General features: G+C 57.4%; 14 protein-coding genes. 13 read left to right on the top strand and 1 reads right to left on the bottom strand.

The annotated features are described in order from the left end of the window. Positions 1-106: 106 nt before the first annotated feature. From QU660_RS08450 to QU660_RS08420, 7 genes are all read left to right on the top strand, one after another. A complete protein-coding gene (locus QU660_RS08450; RefSeq protein ID WP_304946083.1) occupies positions 107-640 on the top strand; it encodes a peptidylprolyl isomerase in 534 nt (177 codons plus the stop codon). After that, complete coding sequence (locus tag QU660_RS08445; protein WP_304946082.1) at positions 637-1,284, top strand: GNAT family N-acetyltransferase; 648 nt, start codon at positions 637-639, stop codon at positions 1,282-1,284. The genes QU660_RS08450 and QU660_RS08445 overlap by 4 nt, the downstream gene beginning before the upstream one ends. A 61-nt stretch (positions 1,285-1,345) precedes the next feature. After that, complete coding sequence (ispE, locus tag QU660_RS08440; RefSeq protein WP_304946081.1) at positions 1,346-2,260, top strand: 4-(cytidine 5'-diphospho)-2-C-methyl-D-erythritol kinase; 915 nt, start codon at positions 1,346-1,348, stop codon at positions 2,258-2,260. A 25-nt stretch (positions 2,261-2,285) separates the two neighbouring features. Next, positions 2,286-3,002: a GntR family transcriptional regulator gene (locus QU660_RS08435; RefSeq protein ID WP_304946080.1), complete on the top strand. Its 717-nt coding sequence runs from the start codon at positions 2,286-2,288 to the stop codon at positions 3,000-3,002. Continuing rightward, complete coding sequence (locus QU660_RS08430; RefSeq protein WP_304946079.1) at positions 2,999-4,060, top strand: D-alanine--D-alanine ligase family protein; 1,062 nt, start codon at positions 2,999-3,001, stop codon at positions 4,058-4,060. Before QU660_RS08435 ends, QU660_RS08430 begins: the two co-directional genes overlap by 4 nt. Continuing rightward, positions 4,061-4,954, top strand: a complete 894-nt coding sequence (gene murI / locus QU660_RS08425; RefSeq protein ID WP_304946078.1) for a glutamate racemase — start codon at positions 4,061-4,063, stop codon at positions 4,952-4,954. A gap of 15 nt (positions 4,955-4,969) precedes the next feature. Next, entirely contained in the window at positions 4,970-5,416 is a 447-nt protein-coding gene (locus tag QU660_RS08420) for a DUF1934 domain-containing protein (protein ID WP_304946077.1), read from the top strand. Positions 5,417-5,485: 69 nt separating this feature from the next. On the opposite strand, the gene QU660_RS08415 is transcribed toward QU660_RS08420, so the two are convergent. After that, positions 5,486-5,938: a hypothetical protein gene (locus QU660_RS08415; RefSeq protein WP_304946076.1), complete on the bottom strand. Its 453-nt coding sequence runs from the start codon at positions 5,936-5,938 to the stop codon at positions 5,486-5,488. Positions 5,939-6,177: 239 nt separating this feature from the next. On the opposite strand from QU660_RS08415, the gene rpoB reads away from it, so the two are divergent. The 6 genes from rpoB to tuf all read left to right on the top strand — a co-directional run bounded on the left by rpoB (position 6,178) and on the right by tuf (position 18,400). Next, complete coding sequence (gene rpoB, locus QU660_RS08410) at positions 6,178-10,017, top strand: DNA-directed RNA polymerase subunit beta (RefSeq protein ID WP_304946075.1); 3,840 nt, start codon at positions 6,178-6,180, stop codon at positions 10,015-10,017. A 40-nt stretch (positions 10,018-10,057) separates the two neighbouring features. Beyond that, positions 10,058-13,750, top strand: coding sequence for a DNA-directed RNA polymerase subunit beta' (gene rpoC / locus QU660_RS08405; RefSeq protein WP_304946074.1), 3,693 nt, complete (start codon positions 10,058-10,060; stop codon positions 13,748-13,750). Positions 13,751-13,888: 138 nt separating this feature from the next. Continuing rightward, entirely contained in the window at positions 13,889-14,311 is a 423-nt protein-coding gene (rpsL, locus tag QU660_RS08400) for a 30S ribosomal protein S12 (RefSeq protein ID WP_304946073.1), read from the top strand. A 174-nt stretch (positions 14,312-14,485) separates the two neighbouring features. Continuing rightward, the gene (rpsG, locus tag QU660_RS08395) at positions 14,486-14,956 is read left to right on the top strand and encodes a 30S ribosomal protein S7 (protein WP_304946072.1); all 471 of its coding nucleotides are present in this window, start codon (positions 14,486-14,488) and stop codon (positions 14,954-14,956) included. Positions 14,957-15,028: 72 nt separating this feature from the next. Then, positions 15,029-17,095, top strand: a complete 2,067-nt coding sequence (fusA, locus tag QU660_RS08390; RefSeq protein WP_443027788.1) for an elongation factor G — start codon at positions 15,029-15,031, stop codon at positions 17,093-17,095. Positions 17,096-17,200: 105 nt separating this feature from the next. Then, positions 17,201-18,400, top strand: coding sequence for an elongation factor Tu (gene tuf / locus QU660_RS08385; protein WP_304946070.1), 1,200 nt, complete (start codon positions 17,201-17,203; stop codon positions 18,398-18,400). Positions 18,401-18,566: the final 166 nt, after the last annotated feature.

The following is an 18,566-nucleotide window of genomic DNA, read 5'->3' as shown; positions in this document are numbered from 1 at the left end:
CCTGTCCTTTTTCTTGTCTCGTTTCCCGCAATGGACAAGTGTGTAAGTTCCCGCTATAATAAGGCTATGTTTTTATGAAGATACAATCACAAGGAGGAAGCTTACAATGAAACATCCGGTCGTAACAATTACCATGGAAGACGGCGGCATTATGAAGGTGGAGCTCTATCCGGAGATTGCACCGACTACGGTCAACAATTTTCTGGATCTCGTGAAGAAGGGCTTCTATGACGGCATCATTTTTCACCGCGTCATTGAAGGCTTCATGATTCAGGGCGGTTGCCCGATTGGCAACGGCGAGGGCGGCCCCGGCTATGTGATTAAGGGCGAGTTCAAGCAGAACGGCGTGCAGAACGACTTAAAGCACGAGAGAGGCGTGATTTCGATGGCGCGCACCTCGATTCCGGATTCCGCGGGCAGCCAGTTCTTCATCATGCACAAGGCAGCGCCGCATCTGGACGGCGGCTATGCGGCCTTCGGCAAGCTGATTGAGGGCGAGGATGTGTTGGATCGCATTGCCTGCACCGAAACCGATGCGGCGGATAAGCCGCTCAAAGATCAGAGAATCAAGAGCATCACGGCGGAGACCTTCGGGGAGAACTACCCGGAGCCGGAGAAGCTGCCGGAAATCGAGTATTGACGAAAACGTATGAGGTTCCGCTCGAAGACGGGGCGCAGGTCGGCGTGACCGTCTCGGATGAGCCCTGGCGGGGCGATGTCAATGTGACGGATTGGGAGGCGGTGACCGAGAGCCTACTCCTTCGGGCGGCTTGCCGAAAGTGCGGCCGCCCCGCGCCGATTGCGGAGACAGAGCGACTCTTTCTCCGCGAGCTCTCGATGGGAGACCTTCCGGCCCTTAGGCGATTTGAACTTTCCGAACGCGAGAGCCGTTTTCTCGGCGGCGACTGGGAGGGCCTCAAAGAGGCGGCTTTTCTTAGGCGCTACATTGAGACACAGTATGCGTTTTTCGACTATGGTCTCTGGGCGCTGTTTCGGCGCACGAACGAAGCGCGCGAGGCGCAGTTCCTCGGGCTGGTCGGATTTTCGCCGGAGGAGCCTCCGGAACTCGGCTATGCCCTGCTGCGTGAGTCGAGGGGACAGGGATATGCGACGGAAGCCGCGCTTGCGGCCCTTCGCTACGCAGCGGAAGAGCTCGGGTTTACGGTAGCCAAGATACGCGTCGCGCCGGAAAATCGGGCAGGACTCGCTGCGGCCGAGAAAATCAAAGAGCAGTGGAACCGTGCGGGCGGCGCGCCTCAGTGCCGCCTTTTTATACAGCGCTGAAGTTTTGTATACAAAAGACGAAAATCGGCGCGAAGCAGAAGATACAGATAGGGGAAGGGCAATGGAGACAGGAAGAGAGAGTGTCCGCACGCGGGCCTTCGCAAAGATTAACCTGGGCTTGGAAATCCTGGGGAAGCGGGAGGATGGCTATCACCTGCTGCGCTCGGGCATGCAGACCATCAGTCTCGCCGATGAACTGCTCCTCACGAAAACCGAAGAAGAGGGCGTACACTTGCTCTGCGACCGTCCCTCGCTCCCGACCGATGAGCGAAACCTCGCGGTGCGGGCCGCGCTTGCCGTGTTTCGTCATTGCGCGTTGAAGGGCGGTATCCGAATCGAACTGAGGAAACAGATTCCGGAGGAGGCGGGGCTCGGCGGCGGCTCGGCGGATGCGGCAGCGGTGCTCCGGGCGCTCCGCATTCTCTATGCGCTTCCGCTCTCCGACGCGGAGCTGAGAGCGCTTGCCCTGCCGCTCGGGGCTGATGTGCCCTTCTTGGTGACGGGCGGCACGGCGCTTGCGGAGGGAATCGGAGAAGAACTCTCCCCCCTTCCGGCCCTGCCCCCCTGTGAACTGGTCGTGGTGAAACCGCCCTTCGGCAGTTCGACCAAGGAGGTCTACGCAGCGCTCTCGCTCTCGGCCATGGCCCCCTGGGAGCAACCCGATGTAACCCTGCTTCGGAACGCGCTTCGCGGGCAGAATCTCACCCTGCTCGGCGCCTCGCTGCAAAACGCGCTCGAGCGCCCGGCCATGGAATTAAAGCCGGCGCTCATCGATTACAAGCGTTTCTTAGCGGGGAGCGGCGCGCTCGGCGCGTCGATGAGCGGCAGCGGTGCGGCTCTCTACGCCGTATTCGGCGCGGAGGAACGGGACAAAGCGCTTGCTTGCATCGCGGCGGGACAGCAGCAATTTCCGGAAGCGGCATTTTTCCTCTGCCGCCCGGTTTCAACGGAAGAAGTCAGCGCGTCTACCGTATGAACGCGCAGTATAGGAAGGAGGCGCCATGCCGGAAGAATTTAAGATGACCGTCAATGAGTATATGCCGCTTCGCGACGTCGTATTTCACACCCTGCGGCAGGCCATATTGAAGGGCGAGATGGAACCCGGAGAGCGCCTGATGGAAATTCAGCTCGCGAAGAAGCTCGGGGTGAGCCGCACGCCGATTCGCGAGGCCATACGAAAGCTGGAGCTCGAGGGTCTGGTCACCATGATACCGCGGCGCGGCGCGGAGGTGGCCGGCATCACGGAGAAGAGCCTAAGGGACGTACTCGAAGTGCGCCGCGCGCTCGAAGATCTCGCGGTGGAACTCGCGGTGGAGCGCATGGATGCGGACGATATCGAACGGCTTGAATCGGCGCGCGTCAGTTTCCGCGAGGCGGTCGATGCAAAGGATATGATACGAATCGCACAGGCGGACGAGCTCTTTCACGACTCGATTTATGCGGGCACCTACAACGACAAACTCGTGCAGATGTTGAACAACCTGCGCGATCAGATGTACCGCTATCGTCTGGAGTACATCAAGGATACGGGAAAGCGTCAGATTTTGCTCCATGAGCACGAGCAGATTTTGACGGCGGTAAAGACGCGGAATATTGAGCTCGCGCGCCGCACCATGCGCGAGCATATTGACAATCAGGAGCTCACCATCTCCAAAAAGCTGAGCATGGAACTTCTGGAAAAGAAAAGCGAAAAGCGAAAAGAGGCAAAGAAAAGATGAGCAAGAAGACAGTTGCGGTACTATTCGGCGGGCAGTCCTCGGAGCACGAGATTTCCTGCCGCTCTGCGATCAATATCATTCACAACATTGACCGCGAAGCCTATGATCTCGTGTTGGTCGGCATCACGAAGGAGGGGCACTGGGTCAAGGTGAATCGGGTCGAAGACATAGAGAACGGCAGCTGGAGAGAGTCGAGAATCGGTGCCGTGCTCTCACCGGATGCGACGGAACAGTGCCTCATGATTCATGAGCAGGCCGCGATTACCCGCGTGAAGATAGACCTTGTGTTTCCGATCCTGCACGGCCTCTACGGCGAGGACGGAACCATTCAGGGCCTATGCAAACTCGCAAAAATTCCCTTTGTGGGCTGCGGGGTCACGGCGTCCGCGGTCGGCATGGACAAGGGGATTACGAAGCTGGTCGTACACTCCCTCGGCATTACCCAGGCGGATTTCCTTCTGGTGACGCGGGAGATGTTAAAAGATATGTGCGCCGTCATTGAGCGCACCGAGAGCCTTTTCTCCTATCCGGTCTTTGTGAAGCCCTGCAATGCGGGCTCCAGCTGCGGCGTGACCAAGGTGCACGGCAGAGAGGAACTCTCCGAGGCCTTCCGCGAAGCGGCGCGTTTTGACAGCCGCATTCTGGTCGAGGAGTGCATTGTGGGACGCGAGATTGAGTGCGCGGTGCTCGGCGGCGGTGCTCGGCCGGTACAGGCGAGCGGTGTCGGCGAGATTTTGGCTGCGGCCGATTTCTATGACTACGATGCCAAGTACTTCAGCCAGGAGTCGAAGACCGTTGTGGACCCGGAGCTCCCGGAAGGCAGCGCGGAGGAGGTTCGTCGATCGGCGGTGCGTATTTTCGAGGCGCTCGACGGCTACGGCCTGTCCCGCGTCGACTTCTTTGTGACCGCCGAGGGCAAGGTCATCTTTAACGAGATCAATACCATGCCGGGCTTTACTTCGATCAGTATGTACCCGATGCTTTTTGAGGCGCGCGGTAAGGACAAGAAGGCGCTGGTCAAGGAGCTCATGGAGCTTGCGCTGGAGAGAGAGGCCTGAATGAACGGCGGGGTGTTTGACGAGCAGGATCCGGTCAAACTCTATGTGCCGAAGCGGGAACGCCGCGAGCATTTTGCCGTTGATGCGCGCGCACCGATCGGCGTGTTTGATTCCGGCGTCGGCGGTCTCACGGTTGTGAGAGAGCTGATGCGACAGATACCGGACGAGCGCATGGTGTACTTCGGAGACACGGCGCGCCTGCCCTACGGCGCAAAATCAAGAGATACGGTCATCCGTTACTCGCGGCAGATTGTGCGCTTCTTAAAGACCAAGGGCGTGAAGGCCATCGTCATTGCCTGCAACACGGCGAGCTCCCACGCGTTAAAAACCCTTGCCGAGGAGAACGATATCCCGGTGATCGGCGTGATTTACGCCGGCGCGCTGAGCGCCGTGCGCGCGACCGAGAACGGGCGTATCGGTGTCATCGGTACCCGGGGCACCGTTTCCTCGGAAATATACCCGAAGGTAATCGAGAGCCTCGCTCCGGGGCTTCGCGTGTTCCAGAAAGCCTGCCCCATGTTTGTGCCGCTCGTCGAAGAGGGACTCCTTCACGACAGCGTGACGGATGAAATGGCGGCGCGCTATCTGCAGGAATTGAAGGAAAAGTATGTGGACACCCTGGTGCTCGGCTGCACACACTATCCGCTGCTCCGCGGCACGATAGGGCGCATCATGGGAGATCAGGTAAAGCTTGTGAACCCGGCCTACGAGACGGCGCTGGAACTGAAGGATATACTCGCGCGGGAAAAGCTCTTAAACCCGGGAGACGGGAATATGGAGGGGAAGTATCGCTTCTACGTGAGCGATCTCGCCGAGAACTTTCGGGACTTTGCAAACTCCATTTTGCCGACCGAAAGGCTGGAAGCAAAGAAAATCGAAATCGAAGAATATTGACGAAGAGAGACAGCGATGACGGAAGATGTGCTGGTGACCATAAGCGGCAAGCACCTGCTTGGCGGAGAGAGCGAAGATGTGGAGCTCCTCGTGCCCGGGCGCTACCGCCGGACCGAAGATGGGGTGCATGAAATCTACTACGAAGAGCCCCTGGATGACACGGGCTTCGGAACCGAGAATACACTCCGGATAGACGGGAACTCCATGTGCATCGAGAAGCGGGGGGCCTGCAAGGCGGAACTGCGCTTTTTAAACAGCGTAAGCAGAACCGTCTGCGAATACCGCACGCCCTACGGCGTCTTCTTGATCGGCATCAAGACCTCGGATCTCCGCATTGAGATCGGGGAGGATTGCATCCGGGCGGAAGTGATTTATGCGATGGATGTGGAGGAAGAGTTTCTGAAGGACTGTGAGATGGCGGTCGAAATCCGCGCGCGGCGCGGCGATACGGGAGAAGCCTGAAGACAGACAACATGGGACGAGACATAAAAAAAAACAGGCGCCGACGCGCCTGCTGTTTTTTGTGCTGTCTCAGCGTCTTCTGCGAAGAATGCGATCCATGAGGGAGCGCTTCTTCGGCACCGCGGGAACCGCGCCGCCGCGGACACCCTTCACTTCGACGATGTAGATGCCGCTCACGATAACCTTGCATTCCTGCTTCAGCGGAAGCTGCTGGAAAGCGGTCTCATCCGCCATCATGGTGATAATCTTCGGTCCGACTTTGGCTTTCACGACCGGAACCTTCATCCAGCGGAGATAGAAGGGGGTCTGTTCCCAGACCAGTTTCGGGAACCCCGCCTCTTTCAAGCGGACCTTCTTTTTGTCGATCGGCAGCATCGTGACGAGCTGCTTTGCCGCATCGAAGGCCGGCTGCGAAGCCGCCTGCTTTTCCTGTAAGCGCCTGCCGACAAAGTACATCACGACAAGTGCGACTGCCGCGATCGATAAGAGCACGAGCAGTACCGTGATTACGGTATTTATCATTGTCTGGAATCCCCCCGTTAACTATGGATTTACGTCTTCCCCGAAAATAAAGGGACGCTATGAAATTATAACAGAGTCAATATAAATACGCAAGACATCGCTTGACAGCCGATAGGGGAAATGTTAAAGTGAAGATTGCACTATTGTGGACTCATAGGCCTATGGGGCGAAGTATGCCCTTTAGGCCTTAATCCGCCGGGTAACCGAAGGTCTTTCAAAAAACAGGGGTGAAACGTAATATGGAAAAAAGCAATATGCGTCCGATTAAAGCCGGAAAAGGCATTCGCATGAGCTTCTCCCGTCAGAAGGAAGTTTTGCAGATGCCAAACCTCATAGAGATCCAGAAGGATTCGTACGACTGGTTCCTGGGTGAGGGATTGCGGGAAGTGTTCCGCGATATTTTCCCCATTGAGGATTTTGCCGGACACCTCAGTCTGGATTTTGTGGATTTCCAGCTCTACCGCGATGAGGCAAAGTACAGCATTGCGGAGTGCAAGGAGCGGGATGCCACCTATGCAGCCCCGATGAAGGTTAAGGTGCGGCTGTATAATAAGGATAAGGATGAGCACAAGGAGCACGAGGTGTTCATGGGCGATCTGCCGCTCATGACAGACACCGGTTCCTTCGTGATCAACGGCGCGGAGCGCGTCATCGTAAGCCAGTTGGTTCGTTCTCCCGGCATTTATTATACCATTGAGCACGATAAGGTCGGCAAGGAATGCTACTTCTGCCAGGTCATCCCGAACCGCGGCGCTTGGCTGGAGTACGAGACCGATTCGAACGATGTCTTTAACGTGCGCGTCGACAGAACGAGAAAGGTGCCGGTCACGGTGCTGCTCCGTGCGCTCGGCCTCGGCACGAATGCGGAAATCAAGGAGATGTTCGGCGATGAGCCGAAGCTTGAGGCAAGCTTCCTGAAAGATTCGACCGACAACTATTCGGACGGTCTCTTGGAGCTCTACCGCAAGATTCGCCCGGGCGAACCGCTTTCGGTGGAATCCGCGCGCGGTCTCCTGGACTCGATGTTCTTCGATCCGCGCCGCTACGATCTTGCGCGCGTGGGCCGCTATAAGTTTAATAAGAAACTCCACTTAAAGAACCGCGTGGTCGGCAAGGAGCTCCTGGAAGCCGCGGTGGACCCGAACACCGGTGAGATTCTCGCGGAGAGCGGCACGGTGATCACGAGAGAGCTCGCGACCGAGATTCAGGATGCGGGCATTCCCTTTGTCATCGTAAGAGGAACGAGTTCGGAGGACCGCCGTTTAAAGGTGCTCTCGAATCTCATGGTCGACATCCGCAACTACGTCGACATGGAGAATCCGACCGAGTACGGCATTGTGGAGCCGGTCTACTATCCGGCGCTCATGAAGGTCATACGGGAGGCAGAGGCAAACGGAGCCGATGTCAAGAAGTATGTGCAGCGAAAAGCGGATGAGCTGATTCCGAAGCACATCACGCGGGAAGATATTTTTGCCTCCATCAACTACAACATGCAGATTGAAGAAGGCATCGGCACGACGGACGATATCGACCACCTCGGCAACCGCCGCATCCGCGCGGTCGGCGAGCTCCTGCAGAACCAGTACCGCATCGGTCTGTCCCGTATGGAGCGCGTGGTCAGAGAGCGCATGACCACCCAGGACATCAGCGAGATTACGCCGCAGTCCCTGATTAACATCAAGCCGGTCACGGCGGCGGTCAAGGAGTTCTTCGGTTCTTCGCAGCTCTCGCAGTTCATGGACCAGAACAACCCGCTCTCGGAGCTCACGCATAAGAGAAGACTCTCGGCCCTCGGTCCGGGCGGTCTCTCGAGAGACCGCGCAGGTTTCGAGGTCCGAGACGTCCACTACACGCACTACGGCAGAATGTGCCCGATCGAGACCCCCGAGGGTCCGAACATCGGTCTCATCAACTCGCTCGCAAGCTATGCGCGCATTAATCCCTACGGCTTCATCGAGGCGCCTTACCGCGTGGTCGACAAGTCCGAGGATCCGAAGAATCCGCGCGTCACGGACGATGTCGTGTATCTCACCGCGGATGAGGAGGACGAGTTCTTTGTCGCGCAGGCAAACGAGCCGCTCGACGAAGAGGGGCACTTCATTCACAACAATGTCTCCGGCCGTTACATGGACGAGACTTCGGCCTTCCAGAAGCGCCTCATCGACCTCATGGACGTCTCGCCGAAGATGGTCTTCTCGGTCGCGACGAGCATGGTCCCCTTCCTCCAGAACGACGACGCAAACCGCGCGCTGATGGGTTCGAACATGCAGCGTCAGGCGGTTCCGCTCATGCTGACGGATGCACCGGTTGTCAGCACCGGCATCGAGGCAAAAGCTGCGGTCGACTCCGGCGTCTGCCAGGTCGTACGCCACGCGGGTACCGTTGTAATGAGCTCGGGCAGCGAGATCACAATACGCCGTGACGACAACGGCGAAATCGAGCACTATAAACTCACGAAGTTCCAGCGCTCGAACCAGTCGAACTCCTACAATCAGAAGCCCATCGTGAACGCGGGCGACCACGTCGAAGCGGGCGAGGTCATTGCGGACGGTCCTTCGACCCACGACGGCGAGATCGGTCTCGGCAAGAACCCGTTAATCGGCTTCATGACCTGGGAGGGATATAACTACGAGGATGCCGTGCTTCTTTCCGAGCGCCTCGTACAGAACGATGTCTTCACCTCGATTCACATTGAGGAGTATGAGTGCGCATCGCGTGATACGAAGCTCGGTGCGGAGGAAATTACGCGAGATGTCCCGGGTGTCGGCGACGACGCGCTGAAGGACCTCGATGAGAACGGCATCATCCGCATCGGTGCGGAGGTGCGCGCCGGAGATATACTGGTCGGCAAGGTGACGCCGAAGGGCGAGACCGAGTTGACGGCGGAGGAGAGACTGCTCCGCGCAATCTTCGGTGAGAAGGCCAGGGAGGTCAGAGATACCTCGCTCAAGGTTCCGCACGGCGCTTACGGCACCGTCGTGGAGGCGCGCGTCTTTACGAGAGAGAACGGCGATGAGCTCTCTCCGGGTGTGAACCAGAACGTCCGCATTTACATCGCACAGAAGAGAAAGATTTCGGTCGGCGATAAGATGGCAGGCCGTCACGGCAACAAAGGTGTCGTGTCGCGCGTGCTTCCGGTGGAGGACATGCCCTTCCTGCCGAACGGCCGCCCGCTGGATATCGTGCTGAACCCGCTCGGCGTTCCGTCGCGTATGAACATCGGTCAGGTCAAGGAGATTCACTTCTCGCTTGCGGCTAAGGTGCTCGGCTTCAACGTGAGCTCCCCGGTCTTTGACGGCGCGGACGAGAACGACATCATGGACATGCTCGAGATGGCAAACGACTACGCGAACGGCAGCTTTGAAGACTTCAAGGCGAAGTACGGCGAGGTCTTGAACCCCGAGGTCATGGACTACCTCGAAGAACATCTCGATCACCGCGAGGAGTGGAAGGGTGTTCCGATTCAGAGAAACGGAAAGGTGCAGCTCCGCGACGGACGCACCGGCGAACCCTTTGAGGGCGAGACAACGATCGGCTTCATGCACTACCTGAAACTTCACCATCTGGTTGACGATAAGATTCACGCGCGTTCCACCGGCCCCTATGCGATGGTCACGCAGCAGCCGCTCGGCGGTAAGGCGCAGTTCGGCGGTCAGCGTTTCGGAGAGATGGAGGTCTGGGCACTCGAGGCGTACGGCGCAGCCTACACCCTGCAGGAGATTCTGACCTTCAAGTCGGACGATGTCGTGGGCCGTGTCAAGACCTACGAGGCCATCATCAAGGGCCAGAACATTCCGCAGGCAGGTGTGCCGGAATCCTTCAAGGTCTTGCTCCGCGAGCTGCAGGCGTTGGGCCTCGATGTGAGAGTGCTCCGCGAGGATGGCGAAGAAGTGGAACTGAAAGAAAATGTCGACGAGGAAAATGTGAGCATGCGCTCCATTCTCGAGGGCGATTCCAGGCGGTACCGTGACGAGGATGGCTTCGCGGAAGCGGGCTATTCGACCCAGGAGTTTAAAGACGGCGAACTTGTGAACGTCGGAGAAGAAGCAGCGGAAGACGACACACAGGGCGAAGCGTAAGCGCGCTTCACAGTTTCAAGGAAGAAGGAGGCTGTACTGAATGCCTGAAACAACAACAAGTTACGAGCCGATTACGTTTGACGCCATCCGCATTGGGCTTGCGTCTCCGGAGAAGATTCTGGAGTGGTCGCACGGCGAGGTCAAAAAGCCGGAGACCATCAACTACAGAACTTTAAAGCCGGAGAAGGATGGACTGTTCTGCGAGCGCATTTTCGGGCCGAGCAAGGACTGGGAGTGCCACTGCGGAAAATACAAGAAAATTCGTTATAAGGGTGTGGTTTGCGACCGCTGCGGCGTCGAGGTGACCAAGGCTTCCGTGCGCAGAGAGCGCATGGGCCACATCTCCCTCGCGGCGCCGGTCTCCCACATCTGGTACTTCAAGGGCATCCCGAGCCGCATGGGTCTCATTCTGGATCTCTCGCCGCGCATCCTTGAGAAGATCCTCTACTTTGCCTCCTATGTGGTGCTCGACGGCGGTGACACCGCCCTGTCCTATAAGCAGATTCTCTCCGAGAAGGAGTTCCGCGAGGCGGAGGAGCAGTACGGAGACAGCGCGTTCCGCGCGGGCATGGGCGCAGAGGCTGTGCTCGAGCTCTTAAAGAACATCGACCTCGAGAAAGAATCCGCAGAGATGCAGGAGGAACTCGAGAACGCTTCGGGTCAGAAGCGCGCCAAGCTCATCAAGCGCCTCGAGGTTGTGGAGTCCTTCCGTAAGTCGGGCAACCGCCCGGAGTGGATGATACTCACCGTTGTTCCGGTCATTCCGCCGGACATCCGCCCCATGGTGCAGCTCGACGGCGGCCGTTTTGCGACGAGCGACTTAAACGACCTCTACCGCCGCATCATCAACCGCAACAACCGCCTCGCGCGCCTTTTGACCCTCGGCGCACCGGATATCATCGTCCGCAACGAGAAGCGCATGTTGCAGGAAGCGGTCGACGCCCTGATCGATAACGGCAGAAGAGGCCGCCCGGTCACGGGACCCGGAAACCGCGCCTTAAAGTCCCTCTCCGACATGCTGAAGGGTAAGCAGGGACGCTTCCGTCAGAACCTGCTCGGAAAGCGAGTTGACTACTCGGGCCGTTCGGTTATCGTGGTCGGACCGGAGTTAAAGATTTACCAGTGCGGTCTCCCGAAGGAGATGGCAATCGAGCTCTTCAAGCCCTTTGTCATGAAGGAGCTGGTCGAGAACGGCACCGCACACAACGTAAAGAGCGCAAAGAAGATGGTGGAGCGCATGGAGACCGCGGTCTGGGATGTCCTCGAGGAGGTCATCAAGGAGCACCCGGTCATGCTAAACCGCGCACCTACCCTGCACCGCCTCGGCATCCAGGCCTTCGAGCCGATTCTGGTCGAGGGTAAGGCAATCAAGCTTCACCCGCTCGTTTGTACCGCATTTAACGCGGACTTTGACGGCGACCAGATGGCAGTCCACCTGCCGCTCTCGGTCGAGGCGCAGTCGGAGTGCCGCTTCCTCATGCTCTCGCCGAATAACCTCTTAAAGCCCTCGGACGGCGGACCGGTCGCGGTTCCGTCCCAGGATATGGTTCTCGGCATCTACTACCTGACCCAGCAGCGCGACGGCGCAAAGGGCGAGGGTATGTGCTTCAAGAGCCCGAACGAGGCGTTGCTCGCTTACGCGAACCACGAGATCACACTGCAGACCAAGATTAAGGTCCGCTTCACGAAGAAGTGCTCGGACGGCAAACAGCGTTCGGAAATTCAGGAGACTTCCGCGGGACGCATCCTCTTCAATGAGATCATTCCGCAGGACCTCGGCTTTGTGGATCGCTCCAAGCCGGAGAACGAGTTGAAGCCTGAGATTGACTTCCTCGTCAAGAAGAAGCAGTGCAAGCAGATTCTCGAGAAGGTCATCAACGTGCACGGCCTCTCCCGCACGGCAGAAGTGCTGGACGATATCAAGGCCATCGGCTACAAGTATTCGACGATTGCGGGCATGACCGTTTCGATTTCGGATATGACCGTCCCGGAGACCAAGAAGGGCCTCATCGCGAAAGCGCAGGCGCAGGTCGAGGAAATCAGCAAGAACTACCGCCGCGGTCTTTCGACCGACGAGGAGCGCTATAAGGAAGTCATCAAGACCTGGCAGGAGACGGATAAGCAGCTCACCAAGGATCTGCTCGAGGGTCTCGACCAGTACAACAACATCTTCATGATGGCGGACTCCGGAGCCCGCGGTTCCGATAAGCAGATTAAGCAGCTCGCCGGCATGCGCGGCCTCATGGCGGATACGACGGGACATGCGATCGAACTTCCGATTACGAGTAACTTCCGTGAGGGTCTGGACGTTCTGGAGTACTTTATCTCCGCGCACGGCGCAAGAAAGGGACTCTCGGATACGGCCCTCCGTACGGCAGACTCGGGTTATCTGACCAGACGTCTGGTCGACGTCTCCCAGGATCTCATTGTCCGCGAGGTAGACTGCTCCGAGGGCAAGGAAATCCCGAACATGGAGATCAAGGCCTTCATGGACGGCAAGGAGACCATCGAGGCACTGCAGGACAGAATCACCGGTCGCTACATCGCCGAGGACATTGTGGATCCGGATACGGGCGAAGTCGTGGTCAAGGCAAACCGCATGGTCACGCCGAAGCGCGCCGAGGCTGTGATGCGCGTCCTTGAGAAGACGGGCAGAACTACGGTCAAGATTCGCACGATACTCACCTGTAAGTGCATGAACGGCATTTGCGCGAAGTGCTACGGTGCCAACATGGCGACCGGCCAGGCGGTTCAGGTCGGCGAGGCGGTCGGTATCATCGCGGCACAGTCGATCGGTGAGCCGGGTACGCAGCTTACCATGAGAACCTTCCACACCGGCGGTGTCGCAGGCGGCGATATCACCCAGGGTCTTCCCCGTGTCGAGGAGCTCTTCGAGGCGAGAAAGCCGAAGGGTCTCGCGATTATCACCGAGATTCCGGGCGTGGTCGAGTTCCGCGATACGAAGAAGAAGCGCGAGATTATCGTCACCAATCCGGAGGACGGCAACTCGAAGACCTACCTGATTCCCTACAGCTCCCACATTGTGGTTTCGGACGGCCAGAGACTCGAGGCCGGCGATGAGCTGACGAGCGGTTCCTTAAATCCGCACGATGTCCTGAAGATTAAGGGCGTCCGTGCCGTACAGGACTACATGCTCCGCGAAGTGCAGCGCGTGTACCGCTTACAGGGTGTTGAGATCAACGATAAGCATATCGAGGTCATAGTCCGCCAGATGCTGAAGAAGATTCACGTGGAAGAGGCGGGAGATGCCGAGATTCTGCCGGGCATCAACATGGACGTGCTCGAGTTCAACGCGATGAACGAGAAGCTCATCGCCGAGGGCAAAGCGCCGGCAGAGGGCAAGCAGATTATGCTCGGTATCACGAAGGCTTCGCTCGCAACCGATTCCTTCTTCTCCGCGGCTTCCTTCCAGGAGACCACGAAGGTACTCACCGAGGCGGCAATCGGCGGCAAGACCGATCACCTGATCGGCCTCAAGGAGAATGTCATCATCGGTAAGCTGATTCCGGCGGGTACCGGCATGCGCCGTTACCGCAACGTGAAGCTTGACACCGATGTTCGCCCGGAGGATGCGGTCGAGGGCATCTCGGATGAGGATCCTGCGGTGCTGGACATCCGCGATGAAATCGACGAGCGGCTTCCGGAAGATGCTCTGCTCGGCGATATCGAGCAGGCGACGGATGCGTTCTCGGATGAGGGCGCGGATGCCTGAGTTTGCTTGACAAACAACCGAATAAGGCGTATATTGATATGGCGTGTCCTATGGGCATGCCATATTCTTATGTCCGGGAAACGCAAAAAACTGCAGGAACGCAACCGCAGAACACTATCACAAGGAGGAAACAGAAGAATGCCTACATTCAACCAGTTAGTCAAAAAAGGCAGAGAAACTTCCGAGCGCAAGCCCAAGGCTCCGGCGCTTCTCAGAAGCTTCAACTCGCTTCACAAGAAGCCGATTGCCGACAACTGCCCGCAGAAGAGAGGCGTGTGCACCGCCGTTAAGACGGCGACCCCGAAGAAGCCGAACTCCGCGCTGAGAAAGATTGCCAGAGTCCGTCTTTCGAACGGTGTCGAGGTGACGAGCTACATTCCGGGCGAGGGCCACAATCTCCAGGAGCACAGCGTTGTGCTGATCCGCGGCGGAAGAGTTAAGGATCTGCCCGGTACCCGTTACCACATCATTCGTGGTACCCTGGATACAGCAGGCGTCGCAAACCGCCAGCAGGCTCGCTCCAAGTACGGCGCGAAGCGCCCGAAGGCGGCTAAGAAGTAAGAAATCGCCGCAAGTACCAAGCGATCATAGACTCATAAGTGCACGATTGTGATATGTGCTGCAGGTTGCAGGAAATAAATCAGAATCCGCACGAACAACCTAGAGGGATGAGTACCGATGATCTAATTCACGAACGGGGATGGTTCCGTTCGCATAATTAAGGAGGGAAGTAACGTGCCACGTAAAGGACAGACCAGAAAGAGAACTGTTCCGGCAGATCCGGTTTACAGCAACGTTGTTGTGACCAAGTTGGTCAACCAGATCATGCTGGACGGCAAGAAGGGCGTCGCACAGAAGATTGTGTACGGCGCATTTGAGCGCATTCGCGAGAAGACCGGAAAAGAGCCGGTCGAGGTGTTCGAGACCGCAATGAACAACATCATGCCGGTCCTCGAGGTCAAGGCGAAGAGAATCGGCGGCGCAACCTACCAGGTGCCGATCGAGGTTAAGCCGGAGAGAAGACAGGCGCTTGCGCTTCGTTGGCTCACGAGCTTTTCCCGCGCGCGCGGTGAGAAGACGCAGGAAGAGCGTCTTGCAGGCGAGCTGATGGATGCTGCAAACAACACCGGCTCCGCTGTTAAGAGAAAAGAAGATATGCACAAGATGGCAGAGGCAAACAAGGCTTTTGCTCACTACAGATTTTAATTAGGAGGAGAGTCAGTGGCTGCAAGTAAAGAACGTCAGTACCCTCTCGAGAGGACCAGAAACATCGGAATCATGGCTCACATCGATGCCGGTAAAACGACACTGACAGAGCGTATCCTCTATTTCACAGGCGTCAACTATAAGCTCGGCGAGACCTATGAAGGTACCGCTACCATGGACTACATGGCACAGGAGAGAGAGCGCGGTATCACGATTACCTCCGCTGCGACGACCTGCCATTGGACCCTGCAGGAGAGAGCGAAGGTGAAGCCGGGTGCCCTCGAGCACCGCATCAACATCATCGACACCCCCGGACACGTCGATTTCACGATTGAGGTTGAGAGATCTCTCCGTGTCCTGGACGGCGCAGTCGGTGTCTTCGACTCCAAGGGCGGTGTTGAGCCCCAGTCGGAGAATGTTTGGCGCCAGGCGGATACCTACAAGGTTCCGCGTATCGCATTCATCAACAAGATGGATATCATGGGATCCAACTTCTTCATGACGGTCGATCAGATTGAGCATCGCCTGGGCAAGAACCCGGTCTGCATTCAGCTCCCGATCGGTAAGGAGAGCGATTTCAAGGGCATCATCGACCTGATGGAAATGCAGGCTTACATCTACAACGACAACAAGGGTGAGGATATCTCCATTGTTGACATTCCGGAAGATTTGAAGGACGAGGCGGACGAGTGGCACCAGAAGATGGTGGAGCAGATCTGTGACCTCGACGAAGAGCTGATGGAGAAGTACCTTGAGGGCGAGGAGCCGTCCGTTGACGAGCTCAAGAAGGCGCTCCGCAAGGGAACCTGCTCGAACGAGGCTGTTCCGGTCTGCTGCGGAACCGCTCACTTCAACAAGGGTGTGCAGAAGCTCCTTGACGCTGTCATCGAGTACATGCCCTCCCCGCTGGACATCCCGGCTATCAAAGGCTGGACGCTGGACGGCGAGGAAGACGAGCGCAAGGCTTCGGATGACGAGCCGTTCTCCGCACTCGCATTCAAGATTATTTCCGACCCGTTTGTCGGCCGTCTTGCATTCTTCCGTGTCTACTCGGGCACGCTGAATACCGGTTCCTACGTCCTCAACTCCTCCAAGGAGAAGAAGGAGCGTGTCGGCCGTATTCTGCAGATGCACGCAGACAAGAGAATGGAGCTCGACAAGGTCTTCTCCGGCGATATCGCGGCTGCGGTCGGCTTCAAGGCGACCTCGACCGGTGACACGATCTGCGATGAGCAGCATCCGATCATCCTCGAGTCCCTGGATATTCCGAAGCCGGTTATCGACATCGCAATCGAGCCGAAAACCAAGGCGGGCCAGACCAAGATGATCGACGCGCTGCAGAAGCTCGCGGAGGAGGATCCGACCTTCCACGCAACGACCAACGCGGAGACCGGTCAGACCATCATCTCCGGAATGGGCGAGCTGCACCTCGAGATCATTGTCGACCGTCTGCTTCGCGAGTTCAACGTCGAGGCAAATGTCGGCGCTCCGCAGGTTGCTTACAAGGAGACCTTCACCAAGGCAGTGGATGTCGAGTCCAAGTATGTCAAGCAGTCCGGCGGTAAGGGTCAGTACGGACATTGTAAGGTTAAGTTCGAGCCGATGGATGCGAACTCCGAGAAGACCTACGAGTTTGTCAACGCCGTGACCGGCGGTGCAATCCCGAAGGAGTACATCGGGCCGATCGACGAGGGTATCCAGGAAGCTGCAAAGAGCGGTATTCTCGGCGGCTACCCGGTGCTCGGTGTCAAGGCAACCGTTTACGACGGTTCCTACCACGAGGTCGACTCCTCGGAGATGGCCTTCCACATCGCAGGCTCCCTCGCATTCAAGGATGCGATGAACAAGGGCGGCGCAGTGCTGCTTGAGCCGATCATGAAGGTCGAGGTCACGATCCCGGAGGATTACATGGGCTTCGTCGTCGGCGACATCAACTCCCGTCGCGGTCGCGTCGAGGGCTTTGAGGATATCTCCGGCGGTAAGATGATCAAGGCATTCGTTCCGCTTTCCGAGATGTTCGGTTATTCCACGGATCTCCGTTCCGGTACCCAGGGCCGCGGTAACTACTCGATGTTCTTCGAGAAGTACGAGCAGGTTCCGAAGAACATCGCAGACAAGGTGCTCAACGACAAGAAGTGAGCCGGTAGCGGGTATTGATTAAATCCCAAGCATGGGATATAATTCAGACTAGTATATTTTGTAATCTGAGATTTCATTTCGGATTTCACCAAGGAGGAAATATCAATGGCAAAGGCTAAATTTGACAGAACTAAGCCCCACTGCAACATCGGCACCATCGGCCACGTCGACCACGGCAAGACCACTCTGACTGCGGCAATCACGAAGGTTCTCGCAACCAGACTGCCCTCCGACACCAACAAGATCATCGCTTTCGAGAACATCGATAAGGCTCCGGAGGAGAGAGAGCGTGGAATCACGATCAACACCTCCCACGTCGAGTACGAGACCAACGCGCGTCACTACGCTCACGTTGACTGCCCCGGCCACGCTGACTATGTCAAGAACATGATCACCGGTGCTGCACAGATGGACGGCGCTATCCTTGTCGTCGCTGCAACCGACGGTGTTATGGCACAGACCCGCGAGCACATCCTGCTTGCACGTCAGGTTAACGTTCCGTACATCGTTGTCTTCATGAACAAGTGCGACATGGTCGACGATGAGGAGCTTCTTGACCTCGTCGAGATGGAGATCAGAGAGCTCCTGAACGACTATGACTTCCCGGGCGATGATGTCCCGATCATCCGCGGTTCCGCTCTCAAGGCTCTTGAGGATCCGAACGGCCCGTGGGGCGACAAGATCATGGACCTCATGGCAGCAGTCGATGAGGCAATTCCGGAGCCGGAGCACGAGAACGACAAGCCGTTCCTGATGCCGGTCGAGGACGTCTTCACGATCACCGGTCGTGGTACCGTTGCTACCGGTCGTGTGGAGAGAGGTACGCTGAAGCTCAACGACGAAGTCGAGCTCATCGGTATCAAGGAGGACAGCAGAAAGACTGTCGTTACCGGTATCGAGATGTTCAGAAAGCTTCTTGACTACGCTGAGGCAGGCGACAACGTCGGTCTTCTTCTCCGCGGTGTCAACAGAGAGGACATCCTTCGCGGACAGGTCCTTGCGAAGCCGGGCTCCGTTACCTGCCACACCAAGTTCACGGCTCAGGTTTACGTCCTGACCAAGGACGAGGGTGGTCGTCACACCCCGTTCTTCAACAACTATCGTCCGCAGTTCTACTTCAGAACCACCGACGTTACCGGCGTTTGCGTTCTTCCGGAAGGCACCGAGATGTGCATGCCGGGCGACAACGTTGAGATGACGGTTGAGCTGATTCACCCGATCGCTATGGAGCAGGGTCTCCGCTTCGCTATCCGCGAGGGCGGCAGAACCGTCGGTTCCGGCAGAGTCGTTAAGATCATCGAGTAATCAGATCTGATTTAAATTAACATCGCCATGCGGCGATTACGATCCTACGGTGAAGAGGCCGGGAGCGAAAGCTCCCGGCCTCTTTGTTTTTAGCAAGCAACGATTGACGTAACCGGCTCCTTGACCTATGATAGAACCACATAGTGGTACTAAAACAGAGGTGCGA

The organism is Stomatobaculum sp. F0698 (genome assembly GCF_030644385.1).
GTDB lineage: Bacteria > Bacillota > Clostridia > Lachnospirales > Lachnospiraceae > Moryella.
The sequence above is the reverse complement of the archived record's forward strand: the minus strand, read 5'-3'. Positions and strand labels throughout refer to the sequence as shown.